This window comes from Methyloversatilis sp. NSM2, assembly GCF_038066675.1.
Taxonomy (GTDB): Bacteria; Pseudomonadota; Gammaproteobacteria; order Burkholderiales; family Rhodocyclaceae; genus Methyloversatilis; species Methyloversatilis discipulorum_A.
The window spans coordinates 590,353-614,371 of record NZ_JBBUKV010000004.1 but is presented as its reverse complement, the minus strand read 5'-3'; the positions used below and the strand labels follow the sequence as shown (position 1 = coordinate 614,371).

24 protein-coding genes and 1 tRNA gene are annotated in these 24,019 nt (G+C 67.3%); 13 read left to right on the top strand and 12 right to left on the bottom strand.

The features are described from left to right. Positions 1-107: 107 nt before the first annotated feature. The gene (locus tag WJU27_RS10560; RefSeq protein ID WP_341422087.1) at positions 108-2,459 is read left to right on the top strand and encodes a PAS domain-containing sensor histidine kinase; all 2,352 of its coding nucleotides are present in this window, start codon (positions 108-110) and stop codon (positions 2,457-2,459) included. On the opposite strand, the gene WJU27_RS10555 is transcribed toward WJU27_RS10560, so the two are convergent. Beyond that, positions 2,383-3,963, bottom strand: coding sequence for an NAD(P)-binding protein (locus WJU27_RS10555; RefSeq protein WP_341422086.1), 1,581 nt, complete (start codon positions 3,961-3,963; stop codon positions 2,383-2,385). The two genes, WJU27_RS10560 and WJU27_RS10555, sit on opposite strands and share 77 nt — an antisense overlap. Continuing rightward, positions 3,960-5,540, bottom strand: a complete 1,581-nt coding sequence (locus WJU27_RS10550; RefSeq protein WP_341422085.1) for a polyamine aminopropyltransferase — start codon at positions 5,538-5,540, stop codon at positions 3,960-3,962. The genes WJU27_RS10555 and WJU27_RS10550 overlap by 4 nt, the downstream gene beginning before the upstream one ends. A gap of 58 nt (positions 5,541-5,598) precedes the next feature. On the opposite strand from WJU27_RS10550, the gene WJU27_RS10545 reads away from it, so the two are divergent. From WJU27_RS10545 to WJU27_RS10520, 6 genes are all read left to right on the top strand, one after another. Next, positions 5,599-6,000, top strand: a complete 402-nt coding sequence (locus WJU27_RS10545; RefSeq protein ID WP_341422084.1) for a DUF350 domain-containing protein — start codon at positions 5,599-5,601, stop codon at positions 5,998-6,000. A gap of 143 nt (positions 6,001-6,143) precedes the next feature. Continuing rightward, entirely contained in the window at positions 6,144-7,154 is a 1,011-nt protein-coding gene (locus WJU27_RS10540) for an SPFH domain-containing protein (RefSeq protein WP_020163735.1), read from the top strand. Positions 7,155-7,162: 8 nt separating this feature from the next. Then, positions 7,163-8,656 carry a DUF4178 domain-containing protein gene (locus WJU27_RS10535; protein ID WP_341422083.1) on the top strand — a complete coding sequence of 498 codons (1,494 nt, stop codon included), beginning with the start codon at positions 7,163-7,165 and terminating at the stop codon, positions 8,654-8,656. Positions 8,657-8,658: 2 nt separating this feature from the next. After that, the gene (locus WJU27_RS10530) at positions 8,659-8,802 is read left to right on the top strand and encodes a hypothetical protein (RefSeq protein ID WP_341422082.1); all 144 of its coding nucleotides are present in this window, start codon (positions 8,659-8,661) and stop codon (positions 8,800-8,802) included. After that, positions 8,799-9,170: an adenosylmethionine decarboxylase gene (gene speD, locus WJU27_RS10525; protein ID WP_341422081.1), complete on the top strand. Its 372-nt coding sequence runs from the start codon at positions 8,799-8,801 to the stop codon at positions 9,168-9,170. The genes WJU27_RS10530 and speD overlap by 4 nt, the downstream gene beginning before the upstream one ends. 73 nt (positions 9,171-9,243) lie before the next feature. Then, positions 9,244-10,857 carry an NAD(P)/FAD-dependent oxidoreductase gene (locus WJU27_RS10520; protein WP_341422080.1) on the top strand — a complete coding sequence of 538 codons (1,614 nt, stop codon included), beginning with the start codon at positions 9,244-9,246 and terminating at the stop codon, positions 10,855-10,857. A gap of 34 nt (positions 10,858-10,891) precedes the next feature. On the opposite strand, the gene WJU27_RS10515 is transcribed toward WJU27_RS10520, so the two are convergent. The 4 genes from WJU27_RS10515 to WJU27_RS10500 all read right to left on the bottom strand — a co-directional run bounded on the left by WJU27_RS10515 (position 10,892) and on the right by WJU27_RS10500 (position 13,523). Beyond that, entirely contained in the window at positions 10,892-11,854 is a 963-nt protein-coding gene (locus tag WJU27_RS10515; RefSeq protein WP_341422079.1) for a hydrolase, read from the bottom strand. A gap of 13 nt (positions 11,855-11,867) precedes the next feature. Further along, complete coding sequence (locus tag WJU27_RS10510) at positions 11,868-12,299, bottom strand: YybH family protein (protein ID WP_019919274.1); 432 nt, start codon at positions 12,297-12,299, stop codon at positions 11,868-11,870. An 11-nt stretch (positions 12,300-12,310) separates the two neighbouring features. Further along, positions 12,311-12,523, bottom strand: a complete 213-nt coding sequence (locus WJU27_RS10505; protein WP_018228380.1) for a zinc-finger domain-containing protein — start codon at positions 12,521-12,523, stop codon at positions 12,311-12,313. 79 nt (positions 12,524-12,602) lie between these two features. Continuing rightward, the gene (locus tag WJU27_RS10500) at positions 12,603-13,523 is read right to left on the bottom strand and encodes a branched-chain amino acid transaminase (protein ID WP_296809679.1); all 921 of its coding nucleotides are present in this window, start codon (positions 13,521-13,523) and stop codon (positions 12,603-12,605) included. A 96-nt stretch (positions 13,524-13,619) separates the two neighbouring features. Here WJU27_RS10500 and WJU27_RS10495 point away from each other — a divergent pair, with 96 nt between their 5' ends. Genes WJU27_RS10495 through mnmA form a run of 3 tightly spaced genes read left to right on the top strand, consistent with a single transcriptional unit; the run spans position 13,620 to position 15,764 of the window. Beyond that, positions 13,620-14,075: an NUDIX hydrolase gene (locus tag WJU27_RS10495; RefSeq protein WP_020163740.1), complete on the top strand. Its 456-nt coding sequence runs from the start codon at positions 13,620-13,622 to the stop codon at positions 14,073-14,075. Continuing rightward, on the top strand, positions 14,075-14,629 hold the full coding sequence (locus WJU27_RS10490) for a hypothetical protein (protein ID WP_341422078.1): 555 nt from the start codon (positions 14,075-14,077) through the stop codon (positions 14,627-14,629). Before WJU27_RS10495 ends, WJU27_RS10490 begins: the two co-directional genes overlap by 1 nt. Then, entirely contained in the window at positions 14,622-15,764 is a 1,143-nt protein-coding gene (gene mnmA / locus WJU27_RS10485; RefSeq protein WP_296809683.1) for a tRNA 2-thiouridine(34) synthase MnmA, read from the top strand. Before WJU27_RS10490 ends, mnmA begins: the two co-directional genes overlap by 8 nt. Before the next feature lie 47 nt (positions 15,765-15,811). Here the strand turns inward: mnmA and WJU27_RS10480 are convergent, their stop codons facing one another. Beyond that, complete coding sequence (locus WJU27_RS10480) at positions 15,812-16,420, bottom strand: glutathione S-transferase (protein WP_029143567.1); 609 nt, start codon at positions 16,418-16,420, stop codon at positions 15,812-15,814. Positions 16,421-16,570: 150 nt separating this feature from the next. On the opposite strand from WJU27_RS10480, the gene purB reads away from it, so the two are divergent. Together purB and WJU27_RS10470 are read left to right on the top strand one after the other, a co-directional pair. Then, positions 16,571-17,938, top strand: coding sequence for an adenylosuccinate lyase (gene purB, locus WJU27_RS10475; protein WP_341422077.1), 1,368 nt, complete (start codon positions 16,571-16,573; stop codon positions 17,936-17,938). A 20-nt stretch (positions 17,939-17,958) separates the two neighbouring features. After that, on the top strand, positions 17,959-18,279 hold the full coding sequence (locus WJU27_RS10470) for a DUF2322 family protein (RefSeq protein WP_020163745.1): 321 nt from the start codon (positions 17,959-17,961) through the stop codon (positions 18,277-18,279). A 67-nt stretch (positions 18,280-18,346) separates the two neighbouring features. Here the strand turns inward: WJU27_RS10470 and secF are convergent, their stop codons facing one another. The 5 genes from secF to queA form a co-directional block, all read right to left on the bottom strand. Next, positions 18,347-19,285 (bottom strand): protein translocase subunit SecF, encoded by a 939-nt coding sequence (secF, locus tag WJU27_RS10465; RefSeq protein WP_019919266.1) that lies wholly within the window; start codon positions 19,283-19,285, stop codon positions 18,347-18,349. Positions 19,286-19,312: 27 nt separating this feature from the next. Then, positions 19,313-21,163 (bottom strand): protein translocase subunit SecD, encoded by a 1,851-nt coding sequence (gene secD / locus WJU27_RS10460; RefSeq protein ID WP_296809689.1) that lies wholly within the window; start codon positions 21,161-21,163, stop codon positions 19,313-19,315. A 63-nt stretch (positions 21,164-21,226) separates the two neighbouring features. Beyond that, positions 21,227-21,553 (bottom strand): preprotein translocase subunit YajC, encoded by a 327-nt coding sequence (gene yajC / locus WJU27_RS10455; protein ID WP_019919264.1) that lies wholly within the window; start codon positions 21,551-21,553, stop codon positions 21,227-21,229. Positions 21,554-21,655: 102 nt separating this feature from the next. Further along, the gene (gene tgt / locus WJU27_RS10450; protein ID WP_341422076.1) at positions 21,656-22,765 is read right to left on the bottom strand and encodes a tRNA guanosine(34) transglycosylase Tgt; all 1,110 of its coding nucleotides are present in this window, start codon (positions 22,763-22,765) and stop codon (positions 21,656-21,658) included. Further along, positions 22,755-23,846, bottom strand: a complete 1,092-nt coding sequence (queA, locus tag WJU27_RS10445; RefSeq protein ID WP_341422075.1) for a tRNA preQ1(34) S-adenosylmethionine ribosyltransferase-isomerase QueA — start codon at positions 23,844-23,846, stop codon at positions 22,755-22,757. Before queA ends, tgt begins: the two co-directional genes overlap by 11 nt. 61 nt (positions 23,847-23,907) lie before the next feature. On the opposite strand from queA, the gene WJU27_RS10440 reads away from it, so the two are divergent. Then, positions 23,908-23,992, top strand: a tRNA-Leu gene (locus tag WJU27_RS10440). Positions 23,993-24,019: the final 27 nt, after the last annotated feature.

Here is a 24,019-nt window from a genome sequence, read left to right as displayed (position 1 = left end):
CCGTGATGCCTTTCACATCGTCCTGCCGTTCCGGCCAAGGCTCAAGATTCGCCGGTCGGCGGCCGTTCAATACAGGTCGCCCGAACCCCGCTGACCTTACCGTGCCGATGAACTCGCTGTTCCATGTCGGTCGCCATATCGCCCGCCACTGGCTGGCCTACCTGCTGCTCGCACTGACAGCCGGACTGCTGGCGGCCGATTTGTCGCATCTTTTCGGCGCCGCGGTACAAGCGCGCTCGGCGGGGTCCGGCGTCGCGCTGACGCTGGTGCCGACCCTGATCGCCTGCGTCGCGCTATGGGCGGCCGGGACGAGGCTGGACGCCACACGGCGCGAACTCGATCACCTGCACGGCGTGCTCGAACGCGCGCAGACGCTTGGGCGCACCGGCACCTGGGAACACGAGGCAGGGGCTTTCGACTGGTCGCCACGGGCGCTCGCCATTCTTGGGCTGGACGCGACCCGCGTGCGCGGCTTCGACGATCTGCTCGGCCATGTTGCCGTCGAGGACAGGGGGCAGCTTGAGCGGGCCTGGCGCGCCGCCTTGGCGGGCGCGCGTCACCGGACCGAGGTCTGTCTGACCGACGGCCGGGGCGAAGTGCGCCGCGTACTGTTCGAGGGCCGTCTGGAGTCGGGACAGGAGGGCGACGCGCCTCGTCTGGCCGGCATCGTCCAGGACATGAGCGAGCCGTACCGGATGCAGGGCGAGTTGCGACGCGCGATGCGCTACCAGCGGGCGCTGCTCGACAATTTCCCCTTCATGGTGTGGCTGAAGGACCGCGATCTGCGCTTCCTCGCCGTCAACCGGCCGCTGGCCGAGGCTGGCGGGCTGACCCACCCGGACGATGCGCGCGGCCTCGACGACGACGATCTGTGGCCGACTGAGCAGGCGACCGCCTATCGCGTGGAGGACATGGAGGTGCTGCAGCGCCGGACACAGAAGTATTCGGAGTCCATCATCGACAGCGGCGATCGACGCCAGTGGTTCGAGGCATGGACGGCGCCAGTGCTGGACGAGGACGGCGGCTTGCTGGGCACGGTCGGTTACGCGCGCGACATCAGCGAGCGCAAGCGCGTCGAAGCTGCACTGGCGCGCAGCCGCGACCAGTTCGCGATGCTTGGCAGGCTGCAGGCGCGCTTCATCGCCGGCGAGCCGGCGGACGCGGTGTTCGCCGGCATGCTCGACATCCTGTGCGAGCTGTCCGGCTGCGACGACGGCTTTCTCGGCGAAATCGCCCGCGACGCGAACGGCACGGCGCACATCGGCCTGCTGGCCTGCCGCGAGACCGACTGGCTCAGCGAGCGCGCCGACCTGATCGAAGGCGTGCTGAAGGCGGGTGGCCGCAGCTGCGTGTCCGGCAGCATCGTCGCCGCCGGTGCCGACTCGGCTGCCGGGCGCGGGCTGCTCTGCATCGCCGTAACCCGTGGCGAACTGCTGACCGGCCTGATCGGTCTGGCGGCGAGCGATGGTCGGATCGACGACGACCGTCTGGCCAGCGTGCAGGGCGCGGCGAGCACCTTCGGGCTCATTCTCGAAGCCGGTTTGCGCGAACGGGCGCGTCAGCATGCCGAAGCCGAACTGATGCGCCACCGCGACCGGCTGACCGAGCTGGTCGAGATGCAGCTTAAGGACAGCGCTGCCGCGCAGCGCACGGCCGAACTGGCAAATGGTGCGAAGAGCGCCTTCCTCGCCGGCGTGTCGCACGAACTGCGCACGCCGATACACGCCATTCTGGGCTTCGCCCGCATCGCGCTGCGCGACCGCCCTCCGTTGTGCGACGTCACTCGCCACCGCTTCGGAGTGATCCGCGAAAACGGCGAGCGACTGCTGGCTCAGGTCGACGAACTGCTCGACCTGTCGCGCCTGGGTGCCGGCACGCTGTGCCTTCAGCGCAGCCTGTTCGCGCCGCGCGAGCTGCTTGACGAGGCCTTGCGTGCCTGTGCCGGCCGACAGCAGATCAACGTGACGCCGCACGTCGGCGGCGACGGCATGATGATCGACGCCGACCCGGTGCGGCTGCAGCAGGCTCTGCGTACCTTGCTCGAACACGCGATCCGCCGCTCGTCGGCGGGCAGCCCGGTCGGCGTGCTCCTGTCGCCCACGTCGCGTGACGGACACAGCGGCGTCACGGTCAGTGTGCGCAGCAAGGGACTGCGCATGACGGAAGCGGAGCTGGACAGCCTGTTCGATCCGTTCGGTCCTGCCGCGACGCAGCGTCCGCCAGGCGGTGGAACCGGCGCCGGCCTTGCGATCTGCCGCGAAATCGTCAGCCTGCACGGCGGCCGGGTGGAGGCCCGCGCGGCGGATGCGACCGACGCGGCCGAAACCTCTCTCCAGATCGATGTCTGGCTGCCGGCCGTCTCGTGCGACGAGGTGGAGCGCCTCAGTGGCGGCCGAGCAGCGTCCGTGCGGCCTGATCTCCCCACCACGCCGCCTCTTCGAACAGCGACAGACCGCTGACATCCGCGTGGGCGTGCAGCACGCGCCCGCCGCGGTCACGCAGCGCGCGCGCCGGCGCGTCGATGAAGCCCGGTTGCGGTATCGCCATCGCGTGCGCGCGCAGCACCAGTTCGACCGCCCGGATGCGCCGACGCCAGCGGGCGTCGTAGGCGAGGTCGAGGTCGGCGAGAGCGAGGTCCAGCAGTGCCGCGCCGTCAGCCGAAGCCAGCCAGCGGCGTGCCTCGGCCGCGTCTGTCCAGCCCGACTGGTAAGCAGTGAATACGGTTGCCGGTGGCCGAGCGACACGGGTGAGCTGGTGGGTAGCGACCACGTAACCGAGGCCGCGACCTTCGTGCACTACGTTGTCCCAGGCCAGGTCGACGCCAGGTCGCTCGTGTGGAAAGCCATCGAGCAGCACGTTGGCGACCAGCCAGGGCGCGGTTGGCGGCAGCGCTTCGCGTGGCAGGCTGGCGGTCAGTTCGGGGTCGATCCGGTGGGCGACGTGCAGCGGCATCGCGCAGATCGCGTGCCCGGCCTGCAACAGCACGCTGCGTCCGTCAGGCGCGAGTACCGTGATGTTCACCGCGCTGCGACCGCCGCGCAGCTGGACGGCGTGTCCGGCCACAGTCCGCGTGTTGCCGAGTCGCGCGCGCAGGCCGGCGGTCAATGCCGACAAGCCTTGCGGCCACGTCAGTACCGTGCCGGCTTCCGCGTTGCGGGCTTCGCCGCGCCGGCTGCAGAAGTAGTGCAGGCCGGCCCAGGCCGAGATCGCGCCGGCCGGCGCACCGTAGTCGTCGCGCATCGCGTAGTCGATGTAGCGGCGCAGCGCCGGGTGGCGATGCGACTGCGCGTCGAGCCAGGATGCGAAGCTGACGCGGTCGAGCGCACGCAGTGCGACGTCTCGCGAACAGGCGGCCAGCGGCACGGTGAAGGCGAACAGGCCGTCGGCGCCGCGGCGCGCAGCCCAGTCGCGCATCGCCGCCTCGAAGCGGTCGGCTGCGGCGACGTCGTCCGCCGTCGAGCGCGGCAGCAGGCCTTCGTGCCAGAGGCCGCCCGCGAACGTGCGTTCGGCGGCCGGATGGACCAGAGCCTGTTCGTCGTACTCGGGCGCGGCGGCGCCCGGGGCGCCGCACAGCACGCCGAGATCGGCCAGCATGTCGCGCACGTGAGTCGCCTCGCGGCCGGGCAGCGGCAGGTAGTGCGCACCGCGCGGGCAGGCGATGCCGCCGAGCGCGCCCGCGGCCGCATTGCCGTCGGGCTCCGGACCGTCGACCAGCACCACGTCGCGCTGCCCTTCGCGCGCCAGTCGCCAGGCGGCGGTCAGCCCGGCAACGCCGGAACCGAGAATGGCGACCGCGCAGCGCAGTTCGCCGGATGGCGTTGGCAGCGCGGCCGTGTCGCGCAGAGCGTGGCCCTCGCGCATGCCCGGCCGCAGCACGCTGATCGCGGGCGGCGTGCGCACATCGCCGCAGGCGGCGAACAGCGGCAGACTGGCAGCCGCGGTCAGGAAGCTGCGTCGCTTCATCGCATCTGCCGCGACCAGTCTTCTTCGAAGTAATGCACCAGCATCTGCGTGTTCAGCCGGTTCGGCTCGACCGCCGGCGCGCGCATGTCGGGCGGGAAGTCGAACATTTGCGCCAGCGTGGGTGCGTCGAGATGGCGCAGTCCGGCCGGCAGGGCGAGCGGTGGCCGGTAGCCTGCGTCGCGGCCGGCGATGATGAAGCCCCAGTCGCCGAAGCTGGGCACGCTGGCGTGATAGGGCGCGGTGTGCAGGCCGGCCTCGCGCAAGGTGGCGTCCACGCACCAGTAGGCGCGCGGCGCGTACCAGGGCGAGGTGGACTGCACGACGATCAGTCCGCCGGGTGCCAGATGGCGCGTCATCAGGCGGTAGATCGGTACCGCGTACAGCTTGCCCAGCGCGTAGTGCGACGGGTCAGGGAAGTCGGCGACGATGAGGTCCCAGCCGGGACCGGGCGCGGTCTCCAGCCACTGTGCGGCGTCGGCGTTGACGGTGCTCACGCGCGCGTCGCGCAGTGCGTAGGCATTCAGCGCGGCCAGATCGTCGGTGTCGCGGAACAGGCGGGTCATCGCCGGGTCGAGTTCGACCAGCATCACCTGCTCGACCTGTGGGTACTTCAGCACTTCGCGCACCGCCAGACCGTCGCCGCCGCCCAGCACCAGCACGCGCTTCGCGTGTGGCAGCGCGGCCAGTGCCGGGTGCACCAGCGCTTCGTGGTAGCGGTGCTCGTCGCGGGTGGAGAACTGCAGGTTGCCGTTCAGGTAGAGCCGGGTGTCGTCCTGCCAGCGGGTGAGCACGATGCGCTGGAAGGGCGTGGTTTCCTGATGAACGATGACGTCGCCGTAGAGGCCGGCCTCGGCCGCATCGGTCAGCTTCTGCGCCCAGGCCAGTGCGCCAAGCAGCACCGCCAGCACCAGCCAGCCGCGCAGCATCAGTGCGCGCGCCTGTGGCAGTTCGGCGCGGTAGCGGTGGGTCACCCACAGCCCGATGCCGGCGTTGAGCAGGCCGAATACCACCGCCGTGCGCGCCAGTCCGAGCAGCGGTGCGAACACCAGCGGGAACAGCAGTGACACCGCCAGCGCACCGAGATAATCGAAGGTGAGCACCTTGCTCACCAGTGCCTCGAAAGCCTGCTTGCGCTGGTGCAGCAGGCGCATCACCAGAGGGATTTCCATGCCCACCAGCACGCCGATCAGCAGCACGATGGCGTAAAGCGACACGCGGAAGGGGCTGCCGGCCCAGGCATAGATCAGGAACAGCGCGCAGGCCGACAGGCCGCCGAGCAGGCCCACCATCAGTTCGATGTCGATGAAGCGGGCCAGCACGACCTTTTCGTCCACATACTTCGACAGGTGGGAGCCGATGCCCATGGCGAACAGGTAGGCGCCGATGATGGTCGAGAAACGCAGCACCGATTCGCCCAGCAGATAGCTGGCCAGCGCACCGGCAATCAGTTCATAGGCCAGTCCGCATGAGGCGACGACGAAAACCGCGACGATGAGCCCGGGGTGGTGTGAGCCAGCGTCCGTGCCGGGTGTCGCGGTGCCATGCAGATCGGGTTCAGGGCGGGATTGCGGCGGCATGGGGCAGCGGCTAGAGTGCGTGCGCACAGACCACGGAGAAGGTTGGAGACGCGCAATCATGCCGCAACTGCCGGTCGATCAGTTCTACCTCTATCTGAAGCACCTGCTGTCCGGGCTGATCATGGTCGGCTTGTTCGCAGCCGTCTATGTGCGCTTCACGCCCTTCCACGAAATGCCGCTGATCCGCCGCGGCTGCACCGCTGCCGCGCTGTCGCTGGCCGGCGCCATCCTTGGCTTCTCGCTGACCGTCGCGTCCAGCATCCTGCACAACGACCACTACCTGATGTTCGTCGCCTGGGGCACGCTGGCGGCGGTGGTGCAGGTGGCGGCCTATCTGCTGATCGAGCGCAGCCTGCCGGAAATGAAGGCGGCAATCGAAGCGAACAATATGGCGATGGGTGCGCTGATGGGCACGGTGTCGCTGGTGGTCGGCGTGATCAATGCCGCCTGTCTTTCCTGAGATGAAGGCCCCCACGCTCACTGCGTTCGCTGCCCCCCGAGGGGGCTGCGCTCGCCCTTGGGGGCGGCCCTGCGGGCGGCGCGGGCCCCGTTCAGGCGTCGTTGTAAGGTGACGAACAGTGGAACAACTGAGAGGAGTCGACGATGGGTATCGGTGATTTCATCAAGAAGCAGTTCATCGACGTACTGCAGTGGAACGAGGACGGCGATGGGGTGCTGGCCTGGCGCTACCCGATGCAGGACTTCGAAATCCAGTACGGCGCGAAGCTGACGGTGCGCGAGTCGCAGATGGCGGTGTTCGTCAATGAAGGCAAGGTGGCCGACGTGTTCGGACCCGGCCTGCACACGCTGAACACGAATACGCTGCCCATCCTCACCTACCTGCAGAACTGGGACAAGCTGTTCCAGTCGCCCTTCAAGAGCGACGTCTACTTCTTCAGCACCCGCCTGCAGCTCGGCCGCAAATGGGGCACGCCGCAGCCGGTCACGGTGCGCGACAAGGATTTCGGCATGGTGCGGCTGCGCGCCTTCGGCATGTACTCGTACAAGCTGGCCGACCCGAAGAAGTTCTTCACCGAAATAAGCGGCACGCGCGACACCTACACGGTCGACGACCTCGAAATGCAGCTGCGCAATCTGGTCGTGTCGACGATGAGCAGCACCCTCGGCAATTCCGCTGCGCCCTTCCTCGACATGGCGGCCAATCTGGGCGTGATGTCGGACGCGGTGAAGGCGGCGATGACGCCGGTGTTCGAGCGCTACGGCGTGGCGATCGACAATTTCGCGGTCGAGAGCATCTCGCTGCCGGAAGAACTGCAGAAGGCACTCGACACCCGGATTTCGATGGGCATGGTCGGCAATATGGCCACCTACACCCAGTATCAGACCGCCAACGCGATTCCGCTGGCCGCGCAGAACGAGGGCGGGCTGGCCGGCATCGGCGCGAGCCTCGGTGCCGGCCTCACGATGGGGCAGGTGATGACCGAGGCGATGCGCAACGCACAGGCCGGTGCGCCGGCCGCACCCGCGGCAGCGACCGATGCGCCCGAGGTCCGTCTGGGCAAGCTGAAGTCCTTGCTCGACGGTGGGCTCATCACGCAGGCCGACTATGACACGGCCAAGGCCGAAGTGATCAAGCAGATCACCGGCGGCTGACCCTCCGCATGGCGATGTATCAGGTGGCCTGCCCCGGCTGCGGGGCACCGGTCGAGTTCCGTTCGGCCGCTTCGCGCATGGCAGTGTGCGGCTATTGCCGCACCACGCTGCTGCGCGACGCCGACGCGGTGCGCGACATCGGCAAGCAGGCGGCGCTGATCGAAGACCACTCGCCGGTGCAGATCATGACCAGCGGCCAGTACGCCGGTCAGGGTTTCACCGTGGTCGGCCGCATCCAGCTGCGCTACGAGCACGGCGTGTGGAACGAGTGGTATCTGCTGTTCGACGACGGCAGCAGTGGCTGGCTGGGCGATTTCGCCGGTCAGTTCGTCATTGCGCGGCCGGACGGCGATGCGGTGGGGCCACCGCTGTTCGACAAGGTCGAGCCGGGCAACCGCTGGTCGCACGGGGGCACCTTCTGGCATGCGTCCGACATCCGCAAGGCGGAGTGCGTCGCGGCCGAGGGCGAGCTGCCGTTTCCGGTCGATGCGCGCTGGGTGGCGCGGGTGATCGACTACCGCCATCGCGACGAATTCCTGACGCTGGACTATTCCGATCTGCCGCCCGTCTGCTACCGCGGGCGTGCCGTGTCGCTGGCCGGTCTGTACGCCCAGCGTCTGCGGGATGTGGACGCCGTCGCGGCGCGCGCAGGGCGGCTGCAGGGCGGTGTGGCCACGCTCATTTGCCCGGCCTGTGGCGCGCCGGCCGCGGTGGTGCCCGGTGCTACCCAGCACCTCACCTGTCCGTCCTGCCGGTCGCAGATTTCGCTGGCGGCCGGTCAGGCCGAAGTGATCAGCCGTCAGGCGGCGGACGAACGCGCAGTTAGCGCCACCCTGCAGGCGGGCGAAACGCTGACCATCGAAGGTCTGGCCTGGCGGGTGATGGGCTGGCTGCGCTGCGGCGTGCCGGCCGACGCGTCTGAACCCGAGTGGTTCGAATACCTGCTGTACGCGCCGCAGGCCGGATTCTCCTGGCTGGTTGAAACCCGCCAGGGCTGGCAGCGCGCCCGCGTACTGAACGCCTGGCCCGAGAGCTTCACCGCCACCGCGGCGACGCTGGGCGGCAAGGCCTTTGTGCGTCGCTACCTCTATGTGGCGGAAGTACGTCAGGTGGTGGGTGCCTTTCCGTGGCGGGGGCGTGCCGGCGACCGCACGGAGATCGGTGAATACGTGCAGGGCGACCGGGTGCTCAATCTGGAGCGCAGTCAGCACGAGATGGGCTGGTCGCTGGCCGAACCGGTGTCGCTGGATCAGGTTGCCAGCTGGGCGGGCCGCAGGCTGGCGTCCATCGCACCGGCGCCCGCCGGCCCGAACACGGAAAAGCCGATGCTGCTCGATGCGGCGGGCAAGGCCACGCTGAAGCCGCTTGCCTGGACCTTCACCGGCCTGATCGGCCTGCTGAACCTGCGCTACATCCTGCCCTTCAACTTCGATGCGCTGGTGGTGACCGGCATTGCGCTCTATCTGCTGTGGCTGCCGCTGACCGTGAAGGAATTCGACTGACCATGCGGGTGTTCTACGGCATCTACGCGCTCGTGCTGCTGCTGATCAGCCTGGCCATCAATGCAGACGACGACGGTGGCGGTCGTTCGCGCTCGTACTCGTCCAGCTCCGGATCGGGTTCGTCCTGGGGCTCGGGGCATAAATGAGCGTGCCGCCGATAGGCCTGCACGTGCTGCTCGACCTGTATGGCGTCGAGCCGGCCCGGCTTGAGGATTGCACGCGGATCGAAGCCGTGTTGAGCGAGGCGGCCCGCGTTGCCGGCGCCCGTGTGCTCGGCGCGCGCTTTCACCCATTTGGCCCCGGTCAGGGCGTGACCGGCGTGCTGCTGCTGGCCGAGTCGCACATCAGCATCCACACCTGGCCGGAACACGGCTACGCCGCGGTGGACGTGTTCATGTGCGGCGAAGCCGAGGCGATGACCGCCGCCACGCTGATCGGCGAACGCCTGCGCGCCGGGCGCATCGATGTGCGCGAGTGCGCGCGCGGCCTGAGCGGCGAAAGGCATGCTGGTTAATGCGCGCCGTTTCCGGTCTGCACCGGCGAGCGGGTAAACTGCCGGGCTGGCTTATAGACAAGGCCCTGCCTCGATGCTCAGACTGACCGAAATAAAACTCCCGCTCGATCACCCGGAAGAAGCGCTGCGCGCCGCCGTGCTGGAAAGGCTGCGCATCGCCGATGCCGATCTGCTGTCCGTTCATGTGTTCCGCCGCGGCTACGACGCCCGCCGTCGCTCGGCCATCCACCTGATCTACACGCTGGACGTCGAACTGCGCGACGAGGCGGCGGTGCTGAGGGCGCAGAAGCCGTCACCGCACCTGCAGCCGACGCCGGACACGCGATACCGGTTCGTTACCCACGCGCCCGACGGCCTGAGCCGCCGGCCGGTGGTGATCGGCATGGGGCCGTGCGGCATCCTCGCCGCGCTGTTGCTGGCGCAGATGGGATTCCGCCCCATCGTGCTGGAGCGGGGCAAGGCGGTGCGCGAGCGCACCCAGGACACCTGGGGCCTGTGGCGCAAGCGGGTGCTCAATCCGGAGTCGAACGTGCAGTTCGGCGAGGGCGGCGCCGGTACCTTTTCCGACGGCAAGCTCTACAGCCAGATCAAGGACCCGAAGCATTACGGTCGCAAGGTGCTGACCGAATTCGTCAAGGCCGGCGCGCCGGACGAAATCCTCTACGTGAGCAAGCCGCATATCGGCACCTTCCGCCTGGTCGGCATGGTCGAGAAGATGCGCGCCGAGATCGAGTCGCTGGGGGGCGAAATCCGCTTCCAGGCGCGGGTGGAAGACATCGTCATCGAGGACGGCGCAGTACGCGGTGTCAAGCTGGCCGACGGCAGTGAGATCGCCACCGACCACGTGGTGCTGGCCATCGGCCACAGCGCGCGCGACACCTTTGCCATGCTTTACGAGAAGGGTGTCTACGTCGAGGCCAAGCCGTTTTCGGTGGGCTTCCGCATCGAGCATCCGCAGAGCCTGATCGATCGCGCGCGCTTCGGCGACTTCGCCGGTCATCCGGTACTGGGCGCGGCCGACTACAAGCTGGTGCATCACGCGAAGAACGGCCGCTCGGTCTACAGCTTCTGCATGTGTCCGGGCGGCACCGTGGTCGCTGCAACGTCGGAAGAGGGTCGCGTGGTCACCAACGGCATGAGCCAGTATTCGCGCAACGAACGCAATGCCAACGCCGGCATCGTGGTCGGCATTTCGCCCGAGCAGGACTACCCCGGTCATCCGCTGGCCGGCATCGACCTCCAGCGTTCGCTGGAATCCCGTGCTTTCGAACTGGGTGGCGGCGACTACAGCGCGCCCGGGCAACTGGTCGGCGATTTCGTCGCCGGCCGGCCATCGAAGGCGCTGGGCGCCGTCGAGCCGAGCTACAAGCCGGGGGTCACGCTGGGTAGCCTCGCTACCGCTCTGCCCGAGTATGCGATCACCGCGATGCGCGAGGCCTTGCCGGCTTTCGACCGGCAGATCAAGGGTTTCGCGATGCATGATGCAGTGCTGACCGGTGTCGAGACGAGGACCTCGTCGCCGATCCGCATCAAGCGTGATCCGGTCAGCTACCAGAGCCTGAATACGCGTGGCCTCTATCCGGCGGGCGAGGGGGCGGGCTACGCTGGCGGCATCCTGTCGGCGGCCGTCGATGGCATCGAGGTGGCCGAGGCGGTCGCGTTGAGCATGGTTGCGGGTGCCGCCTGACGGCGGTTCCGCTCATTCGCCCGGACGATCGGGATCAGGCGCCAGTATCGAAGAAGTGCAGCACGCGCTGCGGCAGCCAGTCGAGCCGGCCCTTCGGCGCGCCGCTGACGTAGCCGACGTGGCCGCCCTGCGCGGTGTATTCCGGTCGCACGTCGGACGACAGCAGATCGGGTGTAGCGAGCGACCAGGCGGGCACCATCGGATCGTTCAGCGCCTGCAGCAGCAGCAGCGGCGTGCGCACCGCCTTCAGCAGCGGGCGTGATGCACAGCGCGTCCAGTAGTCGTCGGCGTCACGGAAACCGTGGATCTGCGAGGTGACCGCGTCGTCGAAGGCGCGGATCGAGTTGCAGGCGGCGATGGCCGCCTCGTCCAGCAGGCCGGGGAAACGCTGCGCCTTGAGCAGCGCGCGCGGTTTCATCGTGCGCAGGAAGTATTGCGTGTAGACGCGGTTGAAGCCCTCGTCCAGCGCGCGGCCGGCGGCGCCCAGGTCGACCGGTGCGCAGACCGAGGCGGCGGCGGTAAGCCACTTCGACGCCGCCTGCCCCTGTTCTCCCAGCCATTTGCACAGCACGTTGCCGCCCAGCGACACGCCGACGGCGTAAACCGGTCGGCCTTCGTTGCGCGGTACGACACGCGGCAGCAGCCAGTCGAGTTCGGCGCTGTCGCCCGAGTGGTAGGCGCGCAGCAGCCGGTTCGGCTCACCCGAGCAGCCGCGCGCGTGGACGACTGCGCCGTTCCAGCCGCGCGCGGCCAGCGCATGCATCAGCGCCTTCGCGTAATGACTGCCGGAACTGCCTTCGAGCCCGTGAAACAGAAGCACCAGCGGCTGGGCGGCCTGCCGCGGCAGCCAGTCGACATCGACGAAATCGCCGTCCGGCGTGTCGAGGCGTTCGCGTACGAGCGTCGGCGTGGCCTGCGGGATGAAGCGCGGCCAGATGGTCTGTGCGTGGCCGCCGGGCAGCCACGATGCCGGACGGAAGGGCGGCGGGGCGGTCACGCCGGGCGCGGTGTCAGTGAAGAATCTTCGGCGCGTCGCCGACGTCGTGCGCGGCCGGCAGCGGCGATGCGTGGTGCAGCACCATATGCCAGCCGAGCGGCCCGCGTGCGTAGACGTTGGTCACCGCCAGCAGTGGCCGCGGCTGGCGCTCGCCCGCCACGGTGACCGTTTCCTGCACGCTGTGGATGGCCTGCAGCGCGCCCTGGATGACCAGCGCATTGCCGATGCGCACATCAGCGTGCGCGGCGGCGAAGCTGCGCCGCCATGCTTCGCGCACAGCCTCGTAGCCGCTGGCGCGCTGGCAACCGGCGAGGATGCACACGATGTCGTCCTCGTCGGCCCACACGGCCATCATGCCTTCGATGTCACCGCGGTTGCGCGCGTCGTAGAAGGCGGTTTCCGCCTCCTGGGCCGACGCGAAGAAGGTCTTGCGCTGGACTTCCATCCGCGCGCCGCTCAGTGGCCGGCGATCGCCGGACCGTGGTAGCTGTAGCGGGTACCGCAGTATGGACAGGCGGCCTGCCCGGTCTTGGTCACGTCGAGGAAGACGCGCGGGTGGCGCGCCCACAGCGGCGCACCGGGGAGCGGGCAATGCAGCGGAAGGTCGTTCGCGCTGACTTCGATTTCGCGTGCGTGGTCGCGGCTGGAATCGTTACCGGCTTGGGTCATTTCAATGTGCTCCGGGCAGGGAGAGGGCGCGCAGGCGCCGCGGAACGGGAAAGGTGCGCGGCAAGGGCCGCGCACCGGTTCAGATCCTGGTGAGCCAGCGATGGTATTCCGGCGCGCGGCCGTTTACCACGTCGAAGAAGCGGGCCTGGATCTTCTCGGTGACCGGGCCGCGGGTGCCGGCACCGATGATGCGGCCGTCCAGTTCGCGGATCGGCGTCACCTCGGCGGCGGTGCCGGTGAAGAAGGCTTCGTCCGCGGTGTAGATGTCGTCGCGGGTCAGGCGCTTGGACACGACCTGGTAGCCCAGTTCGGCGGCGATCTCGATCACCGACGCACGCGTGATGCCGACCAGTGCCGATGCGATTTCCGGTTCGTAGATCTTGTTGTCCTTGATCACGAACAGGTTCTCGCCCGCGCCTTCGGCGACGAAACCATCGACGTCAAGCAGCAGCGCTTCGTCGTAGCCGTGTTCGGTCGCTTCCATATTGGCGAGGATGGAGTTCGCGTAGGTGCCGGAATACTTGGCGCGGCACATCGACACATTGACGTGATGGCGCGAGTAGGACGAGGTCTTCACGCGGATGCCGCGCTTCAGGCCGTCCTCGCCAAGGTAGGCGCCCCAGGGCCAGGCGGCGATCGACACGTGCACCGATGCGCCGCGGGTCGAAATGCCCATCTTTTCCGAGCCGAAGAAGGCGATCGGGCGGATGTAGCAGGATTCCAGCTTGTTGGCGCGCACCACTTCGAGCTGCGCTTCCATCAACTCTTCGCGGCTGTACGGCATCTTCATCATGTAGATGTGCGCCGAATTGAACAGCCGGTCGGTGTGTTCCTTGAGACGGAAGATGGCGGTGCCGATTTCCGTGTTGTAGGCGCGTACGCCCTCGAAGACCGCCAGACCGTAGTGCAGCGAGTGCGTCAGTACGTGCGTGGTGGCCTCGCGCCAGGGCACCATCTTGCCGTCGTACCAGATAAAACCGTCGCGGTCGGCCATCGACATGGGAAACACTCCAGAGATTGCGGTAAACCAACGATTTTAGCCGAAGCAGGCCGTTCGGCGGCGGTCCTGGCGTGCCCGCCGCGTTAAAATCGCCGCATGAGCGAACGCATCTGGAAACCCAACGTCACGGTGGCCGCGCTGATGGAAGACCGCGGCCGCTTCCTGATGGTGGAAGAGCACACCTCCGGCGGACTCATGCTGAACCAGCCCGCCGGTCATCTCGAAGAGGGCGAATCGCTGGTCGAGGCCTGTGCCCGCGAGGCCATGGAAGAGACGGCCCACCCCTTCGAGCCGCGCGAACTGGTCGGCGTGTACCAGTGGCGGCGACCGGACGGCGAAGTGACCTATCTGAGATTCGCCTTTGCCGGCGACGCCGGAGAGCAGATCGCCGGGCGCGCGCTGGACGACGGCATCGTCCGCGCGATCTGGATGACGCCGGCCGAAATCGAAGCCAGTCGCGCCCGGCACCGCAGTCCGCTGGTGTGGGCCTGCGTGCAGGACTGGCTGGCCGGCGTCCGTTTGCCGCTGACGGTCGTGCGGCATTTTTCCTGATGCGTCGTGCCGCTTGCCTGCTGACGCTGCTGCTGAGCGTGACGGCCGCACGCGCGGATCACGCGACCGCCCTCGACGTCTGCTTCAACTACAGCTGCCTGACGACGCAGACCGTGCTCTACAGTGAGGCGCACATCAGTTCGCTGCGCAATGAACTGCAGCTGGCGAACGATGCGGCGGAAGAGCGTCTGCGGCTGCAGGATGCCATCGCCCGCATGTACCGCTGGGCGGGCGAACAGACGCCCATTCACGTCGACCGCGCAGGCGATTTCCTCGACGACGGCGCCTACGGGCGCATGGACTGCATCGATCATGCGCACACCACGGAGCGCATGCTGGAAGCGCTGCAGGCGGCTGGCGCGCTGCGCTTCCACCGCGCAGCCGGCATCGAGCGGCGACGCAGCTGGCTCATCATGCAGCACTTCAGCGCGACAATTGAACAGAACGACGGTGGTGGCCGCTGGGCGGTCGACACCTGGTTTCGCGACCACGCCGAGCCGGCGGTCGTGATGGACATCGAAACATGGAAGGATGGGGGTTACCCGGATGAATGAGGCACTGGCGGGTATCGCACCCGGAAATGGCGAAACCGTCGTCGTCGGCATGTCCGGCGGCGTCGATTCGTCGGTCTCGGCGCTGCTGCTGAAGCAGGCCGGCTACAAGGTGGTCGGCCTGTTCATGAAGAACTGGGAAGACGACGACACCGACGAATACTGTTCGACGCGGCAGGACCTGATCGATGCCGTATCGGCGGCCGACGTGATCGGCATGGACCTCGAAGTCGTCAATTTCTCGGCCGAGTACAAGGACCGCGTGTTTGCCAGCTTCCTGCGCGAGTACCAGGCGGGCCGCACGCCGAATCCTGACGTGCTGTGCAACGCAGAGATCAAGTTCACCGCCTTTCTCGACCACGCGATGCAACTGGGTGCGACCCGCATCGCCACCGGCCACTATGCGCAGGTCAGGGAGTTCGACGGCAGCTTTCAGCTGCTGAAGGGCGAGGACGGTACCAAGGACCAGAGCTATTTCCTGCACCGGCTGAACCAGGCGCAGCTGTCGCGCACGATGTTCCCGGTTGGCCACCTGTACAAGCGTGACGTGCGTCGCATCGCAGCCGACGCCGGGTTGGCGAACGCGGCGAAGAAAGATTCCACCGGCATCTGTTTCGTCGGCGAGCGGCCGTTCCGCGAGTTCCTGCAGCGCTATCTGCCGGTCACGCCGGGCGAGATCCGTGACCTGGACAGCGAGCGCGTGCTCGGCCGGCACGATGGGCTGATGTATCACACGATAGGCCAGCGCAAGGGCCTGGGCATTGGCGGCCTGAAGGGCATGGCGGACGACGCCGGCGAGCACGAAGCCTGGTATTCGGCGCGCAAGGACATGGAGAAGAACGTGCTCTACGTCGTGCGTGGCCATGACCACCCGGCCCTGCTGTCGGGCAGCCTGGTGGCGAGCGATCTGTCGTGGGTGTCGGGACGCCCGCCGCACACGCACTGGGTGTATGCGGCGAAGACGCGCTACCGCCAGCCGGACGCGCCGTGCAGCATCGACGCGGTGGATGCCGAGCGCTGCGAAATCGTGTTCGCCGAGCCCCAGTGGGCGGTGACGCCGGGGCAGAGCGTCGTCGTCTACGAGAGCAAGGTGTGCCTCGGCGGCGGCATCATCACCGGGGCGACGCCGGCGGCCTGAGCGCCGCCTTCGAGGTCCGGCGGCGCGGTGCGCCGGACCGTTGTCGCTTACTCGTGCGGCACCGTGTCGGCCAGCGAGGGGCGCTGCATCAGTTTTTCCTGCAGGCGGGCGAGATTGGGATGGGCGGCGCGCCAGTCCAGCTCGGGCATGCGGAAATCGAGGTAACCGAGTGCGCAACCGACCGCGATGTCGGCCAGCGAGATGCCGTTGCCGTGGCACCAGGCTCCGTCGCCGAGGTCTTCCGCCAGGGCGACCAGCGCGCGATCGATCTTGACGCGGTGGCGGGCGATCCAGCCCGCGCTGCGTTCGTCGTCCGGACGGCGGCGCTCAAGCACGATGGTCACTGCGGCGTCGGTCATGCCGTCGGCCAGCGCCTCCCAGCGCTTGACCAGCGCGCGTTCGCGCGCGGTCGACGGCAGCAGCTTGTTGTTCGGCGCCACACCGTCGAGGTATTCGACGATCACGCGCGAATCGAACAGGCGGGTGTCGTCATCGAGCAGCAGCACCGGAATCTTGCCCAGCGGGTTCAGATCGGGCACGCCGCTGTTGTCCACCCAGGGCGAGTCGATCACGAATTCGCAATCGATCTTCTTTTCGGCGAGCACGACGCGCGTCTTGCGCACGTAGGGGCTGGTGAGGGAACCGACGAGTTTCATGGACAGCACCGTTTGACGACGTCGGAATTATAGCGTCCCGCTTACGGTGGCCACGCCGGAGCCACCGTAAGCACATGATAAAATTCGTGCTGCGTTGCACGACGCGTGTGCGTCGGGCAATTCCTTTCCCTTCTTTCCGCAGGTTTCCTCATGAGTGCCCACACCCTTTCCGCGCTGTCGCCGCTGGACGGCCGCTACGCTGCCAAGCTCGACCCGCTGCGCGGCCATTTCAGCGAGTACGGCCTGATCCGCAATCGCGTCCGCGTCGAGATCGCCTGGCTGCGCGCGCTGGCCGCCAGCCCGCAGATCGCCGAGGTGAAGGCTTTCTCGCAGGCCACGCTGGACGAGCTCGATACGGTCATTCGCGACTTCGGTGTCGATGACGCTGCCGCGATCAAGACCATCGAGGCGCGCACCAATCACGACGTGAAGGCGATGGAGTACTGGCTGAAGGAACGCCTGGCGAAGAACGCCGAAGTGACCGGCGTGTCCGAATTCATCCACTTCGCCTGTACCTCGGAAGACATCAACAACGTGTCGCACGCACTGATGCTGAACGAGGCGCGCACCGAGGTGCTGCTGCCTGCACTCGACGCAGTGATCGAGCGTCTGCGCGGCATGGCGCACGAACTGGCCGACGTTCCGATGCTGTCGCGTACGCACGGCCAGCCGGCCAGCCCGACCACGCTGGGCAAGGAAATGGCCAATATCGCCGCGCGCCTGATGCGCGCCCGCGCGCGCGTCGCCGCGGTCAGCCTGACGGCCAAGTTCAATGGCGCGGTCGGCAACTACAACGCCCACCTGTCTGCCTACCCGGATGTCGATTGGCCGCAGTTCAACCGCGAATTCATCGAATCCTTCGGCCTTGAGTTCAACCCCTACACGATCCAGATCGAGCCGCACGACGCGATGGCCGAACTGTTCGACGCGATGGGCCGTGCCAACACCATCCTGCTCGACGCCGCACGCGATTTCTGGATGTACATCTCGCTCGGCTACTTCAAGCAGAAGCTGAAGGAGGGCGAGATCGGCAGTTCCACCATGCCGCACAAGGTGAACCCGATCGACTTCGAGAACGCCGAAGGCAATCTGGGCCTGGCCAACGCAGTGCTGCGCCACCTGTCGGAAAAGCTGCCGGTGTCGCGCATGCAGCGTGACCTGACCGACTCGACCGTGCTGCGCAATATGGGCGTGGCCTTTGGCTACAGCGTGCTGGCGCTGGATTCGCTGTCGCGCGGTCTGGGCAAGCTGCTGGCCGAACCGGCCGCGCTGGCAGCTGACCTCGACGCCTGCTGGGAAGTACTGGCCGAGCCGGTGCAGACGGTGATGCGCCGCTACGGCATCCCCAATCCGTACGAACAGCTGAAGGAACTGACGCGCGGCCGCGGCATCACGCGCGAAGGCCTGCAGGCCTTCATCGCCAAGCTCGATCTGCCGCAGGCCGAGCGCGACCGTCTGCTGGCGATGACGCCGGCGAGCTATATCGGCGACGCGGCCCGTCTGGCCCGCGCCATCTGATCGATTGCGGAGAGACGAAGATGAGTTTTGCGGAAACCCTGAAGACGCTGCCCGGCGTGTCGCATCTGTCGGCGCTGCAGCTTCTGGACGCGGCCGGTGAAGTGGTCGCCACCATCGAGAACAAGCCGGGCCAGGCTGGCTCGCTGGCGGTCTACAACCACCTCGCGCAGCTGCACGGTGCCATCACGCCGGATGCGGCGAAGCAGGCGCTGGACATCTACGCCGAGCACACCGTCGATGCCAGGGCCAACCCGGGCAAGCACCCGAACATAGACCGCCTGATCGCGCTGATCGAGAACGGCCAGACCCTGCGCGTGAAGCAGGTGTTCGCCCAGCCCTGATAGGAACGGGCAGACAAAAAGAAACCCGGCCGCGGCCGGGTTTCTTTTTTGGGTGCAGGGTCTGTGCTCAGACCACCGCTTCCTGCTTCTGCTTGACCGGTTTGGCCAGCTGCTCGCGCTTGACGCCCAGCCACATGACCAGCGGGCTGGCGACCAGCACCGACGAGTAGATGCCGAAGCAGATGCCGATGGTCAGCGCGACTGCGAAGTAGTGCAGCGCCTCGCCACCGAACAGCAGCATCGACAGCACCATCATCTGCGTCGAACCGTGGGTGATGATGGTGCGCGAGATCGTGCTGGTGATCGCGTGGTCCAGCACTTCCGGCACGCTCATCGTGCGCTTGCGTGCATTGCGGAACACTTCGCGCACGCGGTCGAACACCACCACCGATTCATTCACCGAATAGCCCAGTACGGCCAGCACCGCAGCCAGCACCGGCAGCGAGAATTCCCACTGGAAGGCGGCGAAGAAGCCGAGGATGATGACCACGTCGTGCAGGTTGGCGATGATGGCCGACACCGCGAAGCGCCACTCGAAGCGCATCGCCAGGTAGATCATGATGCCGATGATCACCAGCATCAGCGCCAGCGAACCGTCGGCGGCCAGTTCCTTGCCGACCTGCGGGCCGACGTACTCGACGCGGCGCAGTTCGGGCTTCGCGCCTTCACCGGCCGACAGTGTGGCCATCACCTGCTGGCTCACCTTGGCCGAGTCGCTGTCCTTGACCAGCGGCAGACGGATCAGCACGTCGCGTGCGGTGCCGAAGTTCTGCACCTGCGGGTCACTGAAGCCGCTGTCGGTCAATGACTTGCGCACCGCGTTCAGATCGGCCGCCTCGCTGTAGGCGACTTCCATCAGCGTGCCGCCGGTGAACTCAACCGACAGGTGCAGGCCGCGCGTGGCGAGGAAGAACACCGCGAGCAGGAAGGTCACCAGCGAAATGACGTTGAACACCAGCGCATGGCGCATGAAGGGGATGTCGCGCCGGATACGGAAGAATTCCATGGCTGTTCAGCTTTCCTTGTATGCGGTTCAGGCGCCTGCGCCCGGTTTCCAGACGGTGCCGATCGACAGCTTCTCGAGCTTGCGGGCACGGCCATAGACCATGTTCACCATCGCGCGCGATACCACCACGGCACTGAACATCGAGGTCAGGATGCCCAGGCAATGCACGACGGCGAAGCCGCGCACCGGGCCTGAGCCGAAGATGAGCAGCGCAAGGCCGGCAATCATGGTGGTGACGTTGGAGTCGAGAATGGTCGCCCAGGCGCGCTCGTAGCCGGCGGTGATCGCCGCCTGCGGGCTGACACCGAGGCGCAGTTCCTCGCGGATGCGCTCGTTGATCAGCACGTTGGCGTCGATCGCCATGCCCAGCGTCAGCGCGATGGCGGCAATGCCGGGCAGTGTCAGCGTGGCCTGCAGCAGCGACAGCAGCGCGATCAGGAACAGCAGGTTGGCGGCCAGCGCGGCGGACGAGATGAAGCCGAACACCATGTAGTAGCCGATCATGAACACAGCGATCGCGAGGAAGCCCCACATCGTCGAGTTGAAGCCCTTCTCGATGTTCTCGGCGCCGAGCGAGGGGCCGATCACGCGTTCCTCGATGATGTCCATCGGCGCAGCCAGCGCGCCCGAGCGGATCAGGATGGCCAGCGTATTTGTCTCCTGCGGGCTGAACTGGCCGGTGATCTGGAAGCGGTCGCCGAACTCGCCCTGAATGGTCGCCACCGAGATCGCCTCGCCGCGGCCCTTCTCGAACAGCAGGATGGCCATCATCTTCTTCAGGTTCTCGCGGGTCACCGTGCGCATGATGCGGCCGCCGGTCGAATCGAGCTTCACGGCGACGGCCGGGCGATTGGCGTCGTCGAACGAGGACTGCGCGGTTTCGAAGCGCTCGCCGGTCAGGATGACCTGCTTCTTCACCGGCACCTGGGTCACGATGCCGTTGCGCGCGCGCTCGGGATAGACCTCAAGGCCGTCCATATTCCCGCTGAGCATCGCCTCCTGGTCGACCAGGCGAACCTCCAGCGTAGCGGTGCGGCCGATCAGGTCCTTGGCCTTGGCCACGTCCTGCACACCGGGCAGCTGGACGACGATGCGGTCCGCGCCCTGCTGCTGGATGATGGGTTCGGCCACGCCCAGTTCGTTCACGCGCTTCTGCAGCGTCAGGATGTTCTGCTTGATCGCCGACTCGCGGATGTCCTTCTCGGCGATTTCCTTCATGCGGCCGGTCAGCACGAAGTCGCCGCCGGATTCGCTGGTGGTCCAGGCCATGTCGGGCAGCACGCTCTCGACCGTGCCGCGCGCGGCGTCGCGGCCGGCGGCGTCGCGGAAACGCAGCGCGAGCGTGTCGCCTTCGCGGTTGATGCCGCCATGACGGATGTTCTTCTCGCGCAGCTGGGTGCGCAGGTCGGACGCCATCGAATCGACACGCTTGGTCAGCGCGCCCTTCATGTCGACCTGAAGCAGGAAGTGCACGCCGCCGCGCAGATCGAGGCCGAGGTACATCGGCAGCGCACCGAAGGAGCGCAGCCAGGTCGGCGATTTCGACAGCAGGTTCAGCGCCACGACGTAGCGGGCGTCATTGGCGTCCGGGTTCAGCGCCTTTTCGAGCACGTCGCGTGTCTTCAGCTGGGTGTCGGTATCGGCCAGGCGCACGCGTACGCCGCTGTTGTCCAGTGTCAGGCCGGTGTGGGCGATGGACGCCTGCTTCAGCGTGTTCTCGACCTGCGACATCAGTTCTGCGTCGATGGTGACGCCGGTGCGCGCCGTCGACACCTGCACGGCCGGGGCTTCGCCGTAGAAGTTGGGCAGCGTGTAGATCAGCCCGAGCAGCAGCGCCACGATCACCAGCGCGTTTTTCCAGAGCGGGTAGCGGTTCATTGCGAGGCGGGAATCAGGAGGGGAAATGCCGGTGGCGCTCGCCACCGGCCGGGCCGGAATGGCTTACAGCGCCTTCAGCGTGCCCTTGGGCAGCACGGTCGATACAGCCTGACGCTGCACCGCGACTTCGACGTTCGGTGCCAGTTCGACGGTGATGAAGTTGTCGCTCACCTTGACGATGCGGCCGGCGACGCCACCCTGGGTGACGACCTCGTCGCCCTTGGCCAGCGCTTCGACCATGGACTTGTGTTCCTTGGCGCGCTTCATCTGCGGGCGGATCATCAGGAACCACAGCACGACGAACATCAGGACGATGGGCAGCAGGCCCATGATGCCGCCGGTGGGATCGGCGGCGCCAGCGGCTTGCGCGTAGGCGGGGGAAATGAGCACGGTGGTCTCCGGTTGGACTTATTGGAAAGCTCGCGAGTATATCAGTCGCGTCCTACATGCCCGGATGGGCAGGATTTGCTCACATATCGGCCATTGCGCGGGTCAGACACCGCGCATGCGTTCGGCCAGAAAGGAAGCTGACCACTGAGCGTATCGGCCGGCTTCGATCGCTTCACGCGCTTCGCGCGTGAACTGCTGGTAGAAGTGCAGGTTGTGCAGCGTGTTCAGGCGCGCGCCCAGCATTTCGTTGCAGCGGTGCAGGTGGTGCAGGTAGGCACGTGTGTAGTGCGTGCAGGTGTGGCACTCGCAGGAGGCGTCGAGCGGCGCGGTGTCGTCCTTGTAGCGCGCGTTCTTCAGCTTGATGTCGCCGTAGCGGGTGAACAGCCAGCCGTTGCGCGCGTTGCGGGTCGGCATGACGCAGTCGAACATGTCGATACCGTAGCCGATCGCATGCACGATGTCCTCCGGCGTGCCGACGCCCATCAGATAGTGCGGCGCATCCTGCGGCAGCCGGGGCGCCGTGTGCGCGAGGATGCGCTGCATGTCCTCCTTCGGCTCGCCGACCGACAGGCCGCCGATGGCGTAGCCGTCGAAACCGATGTCCTTCAGTCCGGCGAGTGACTCGTCGCGCAGGTCTTCATGCATGCCGCCCTGCACGATGGCGAACAGCGCATTCGTGTTGCCCAGCGTGTCGTGCGCGTCGCGCGAGCGCTGTGCCCAGCGCAGGCTGAGCCGCATCGACTCGGCCGCCGTCGCGTGATCGGCCGGGTAGGGCGTGCACTCGTCGAAAATCATCACTACGTCGGAATTCAGATCGTGCTGGATGCGCATCGACTCCTCCGGCGTCAGCATCAGCTTGTCGCCGTTGATCGGGCTGGCAAAGCGCACGCCTTCTTCGGTGATCTTGCGCAGCGCGCCGAGCGAGAACACCTGGAAACCGCCGGAGTCGGTCAGGATGGGCCGGTCCCAGCCCATGAAGCGGTGCAGGCCGCCGTGCTTGCGGATGATGTCAGTGCCCGGTCGCAGCCACAGGTGGAAGGTGTTGCCGAGCACGATGCGCGCGCCCATGTCCCGCAATTCGGCCGGGTCCATGCCCTTGACGGTGCCGTAAGTGCCGACCGGCATGAAGACGGGCGTGTCGACAGTGCCATGCGCCAGCGTGACGCGGCCGCGGCGGGCGAGACCATCGGTGGCGAGCAGTTCAAACTTCATCGGAATCCTTCATGCGCGCCGGAATGAACATGGCGTCGCCGTAGCTGAAAAAGCGGTAGCGCTGCGCCACCGCGTGCGCGTAGGCCGCGAAGATGCGGCGTCGGCCGGCCAGCGCAGAGACCAGCATCAGCAGCGTCGACTTCGGCAGGTGGAAATTGGTGAGCAGGCCGTCGATCACGCGGAAGTCGTAGCCGGGCGTGATGAACAGCCGGGTGTCGCCGCTGCAGGCGACCAGCGGGCCGTCGCCGCAGGCGGCCGCCGCAGATTCCAGGCAGCGCAGGCTGGTGGTGCCGACGGCGACCACTCGCCCGCCGGCTGCCCGGGTGTCGGCGATGGCCTGCGCGGTGTCGGCCGACAGCTGGAAGCGTTCGCTGTGCATCCGGTGCTCGGCCAGGTTTTCGACACGCACCGGCTGGAAGGTGCCGGCGCCCACGTGCAGCGTCACCCGCGCGATGCGCACGCCGCGCGCGGCGACCGCGGCCAGCAGCGCCTCGTCGAAATGCAGGCCGGCGGTGGGTGCGGCGACCGAGCCGGTTTCGCGCGCGAACACGGTCTGGTAGCGCTCTTCGTCGGCTTCCGCCGCCGCGCGGTCGATGTAGGGCGGCAGCGGCAGGCGGCCGTGGCGCTCCAGCAGATCGAGCAGCGGTGCGTCGGCCGGACCGCGCAGCACGAAGAACTCGCCATCGCGTCCCAGCACCTCCAGGTCGAAGGCGTTCTCCATGCGCAACCGGCTGCCGGGTCTGGGCGTCTTGCTGGCGCGTACCTGGGCCAGCGCCTCGTGCTCGCCGGTCAGCCGCTCGATCAATACCTCGACCTGACCCCCGCTGTCCTTCTGTCCGTACAGGCGGGCGTGCATCACCCGTGTGTCGTTGAACACCAGCAGATCGCCGGGGTCGAGCCATTGCGGCAGGTCGCGGATGCTGGCGTCGGTCGGCGCGTCGCGGCCGACGACCAGCAGGCGGCTGGCGCTGCGTTCGGGCAGTGGCGCCTGCGCGATCAGTTCGTCGGGCAGGTCGTAATCGAAGTCGGAGAGCTTGAGCACGGCGTCGGACGGGGCGGAGAAGCGCGAAAAACCGCGCATTGTACCGCCCGGCGACTTGCCGGACGGCGTCGGTCGCCCGCATAATCCGGCCCTCTTCCCTGCCGGGATGGCGGAATCGGTAGACGCAGCGGATTCAAAATCCGCCGCCGCAAGGTGTGGGGGTTCGAGTCCCCCTCCCGGCACCACGACGTGCACAGGTATACTTGCGCGTT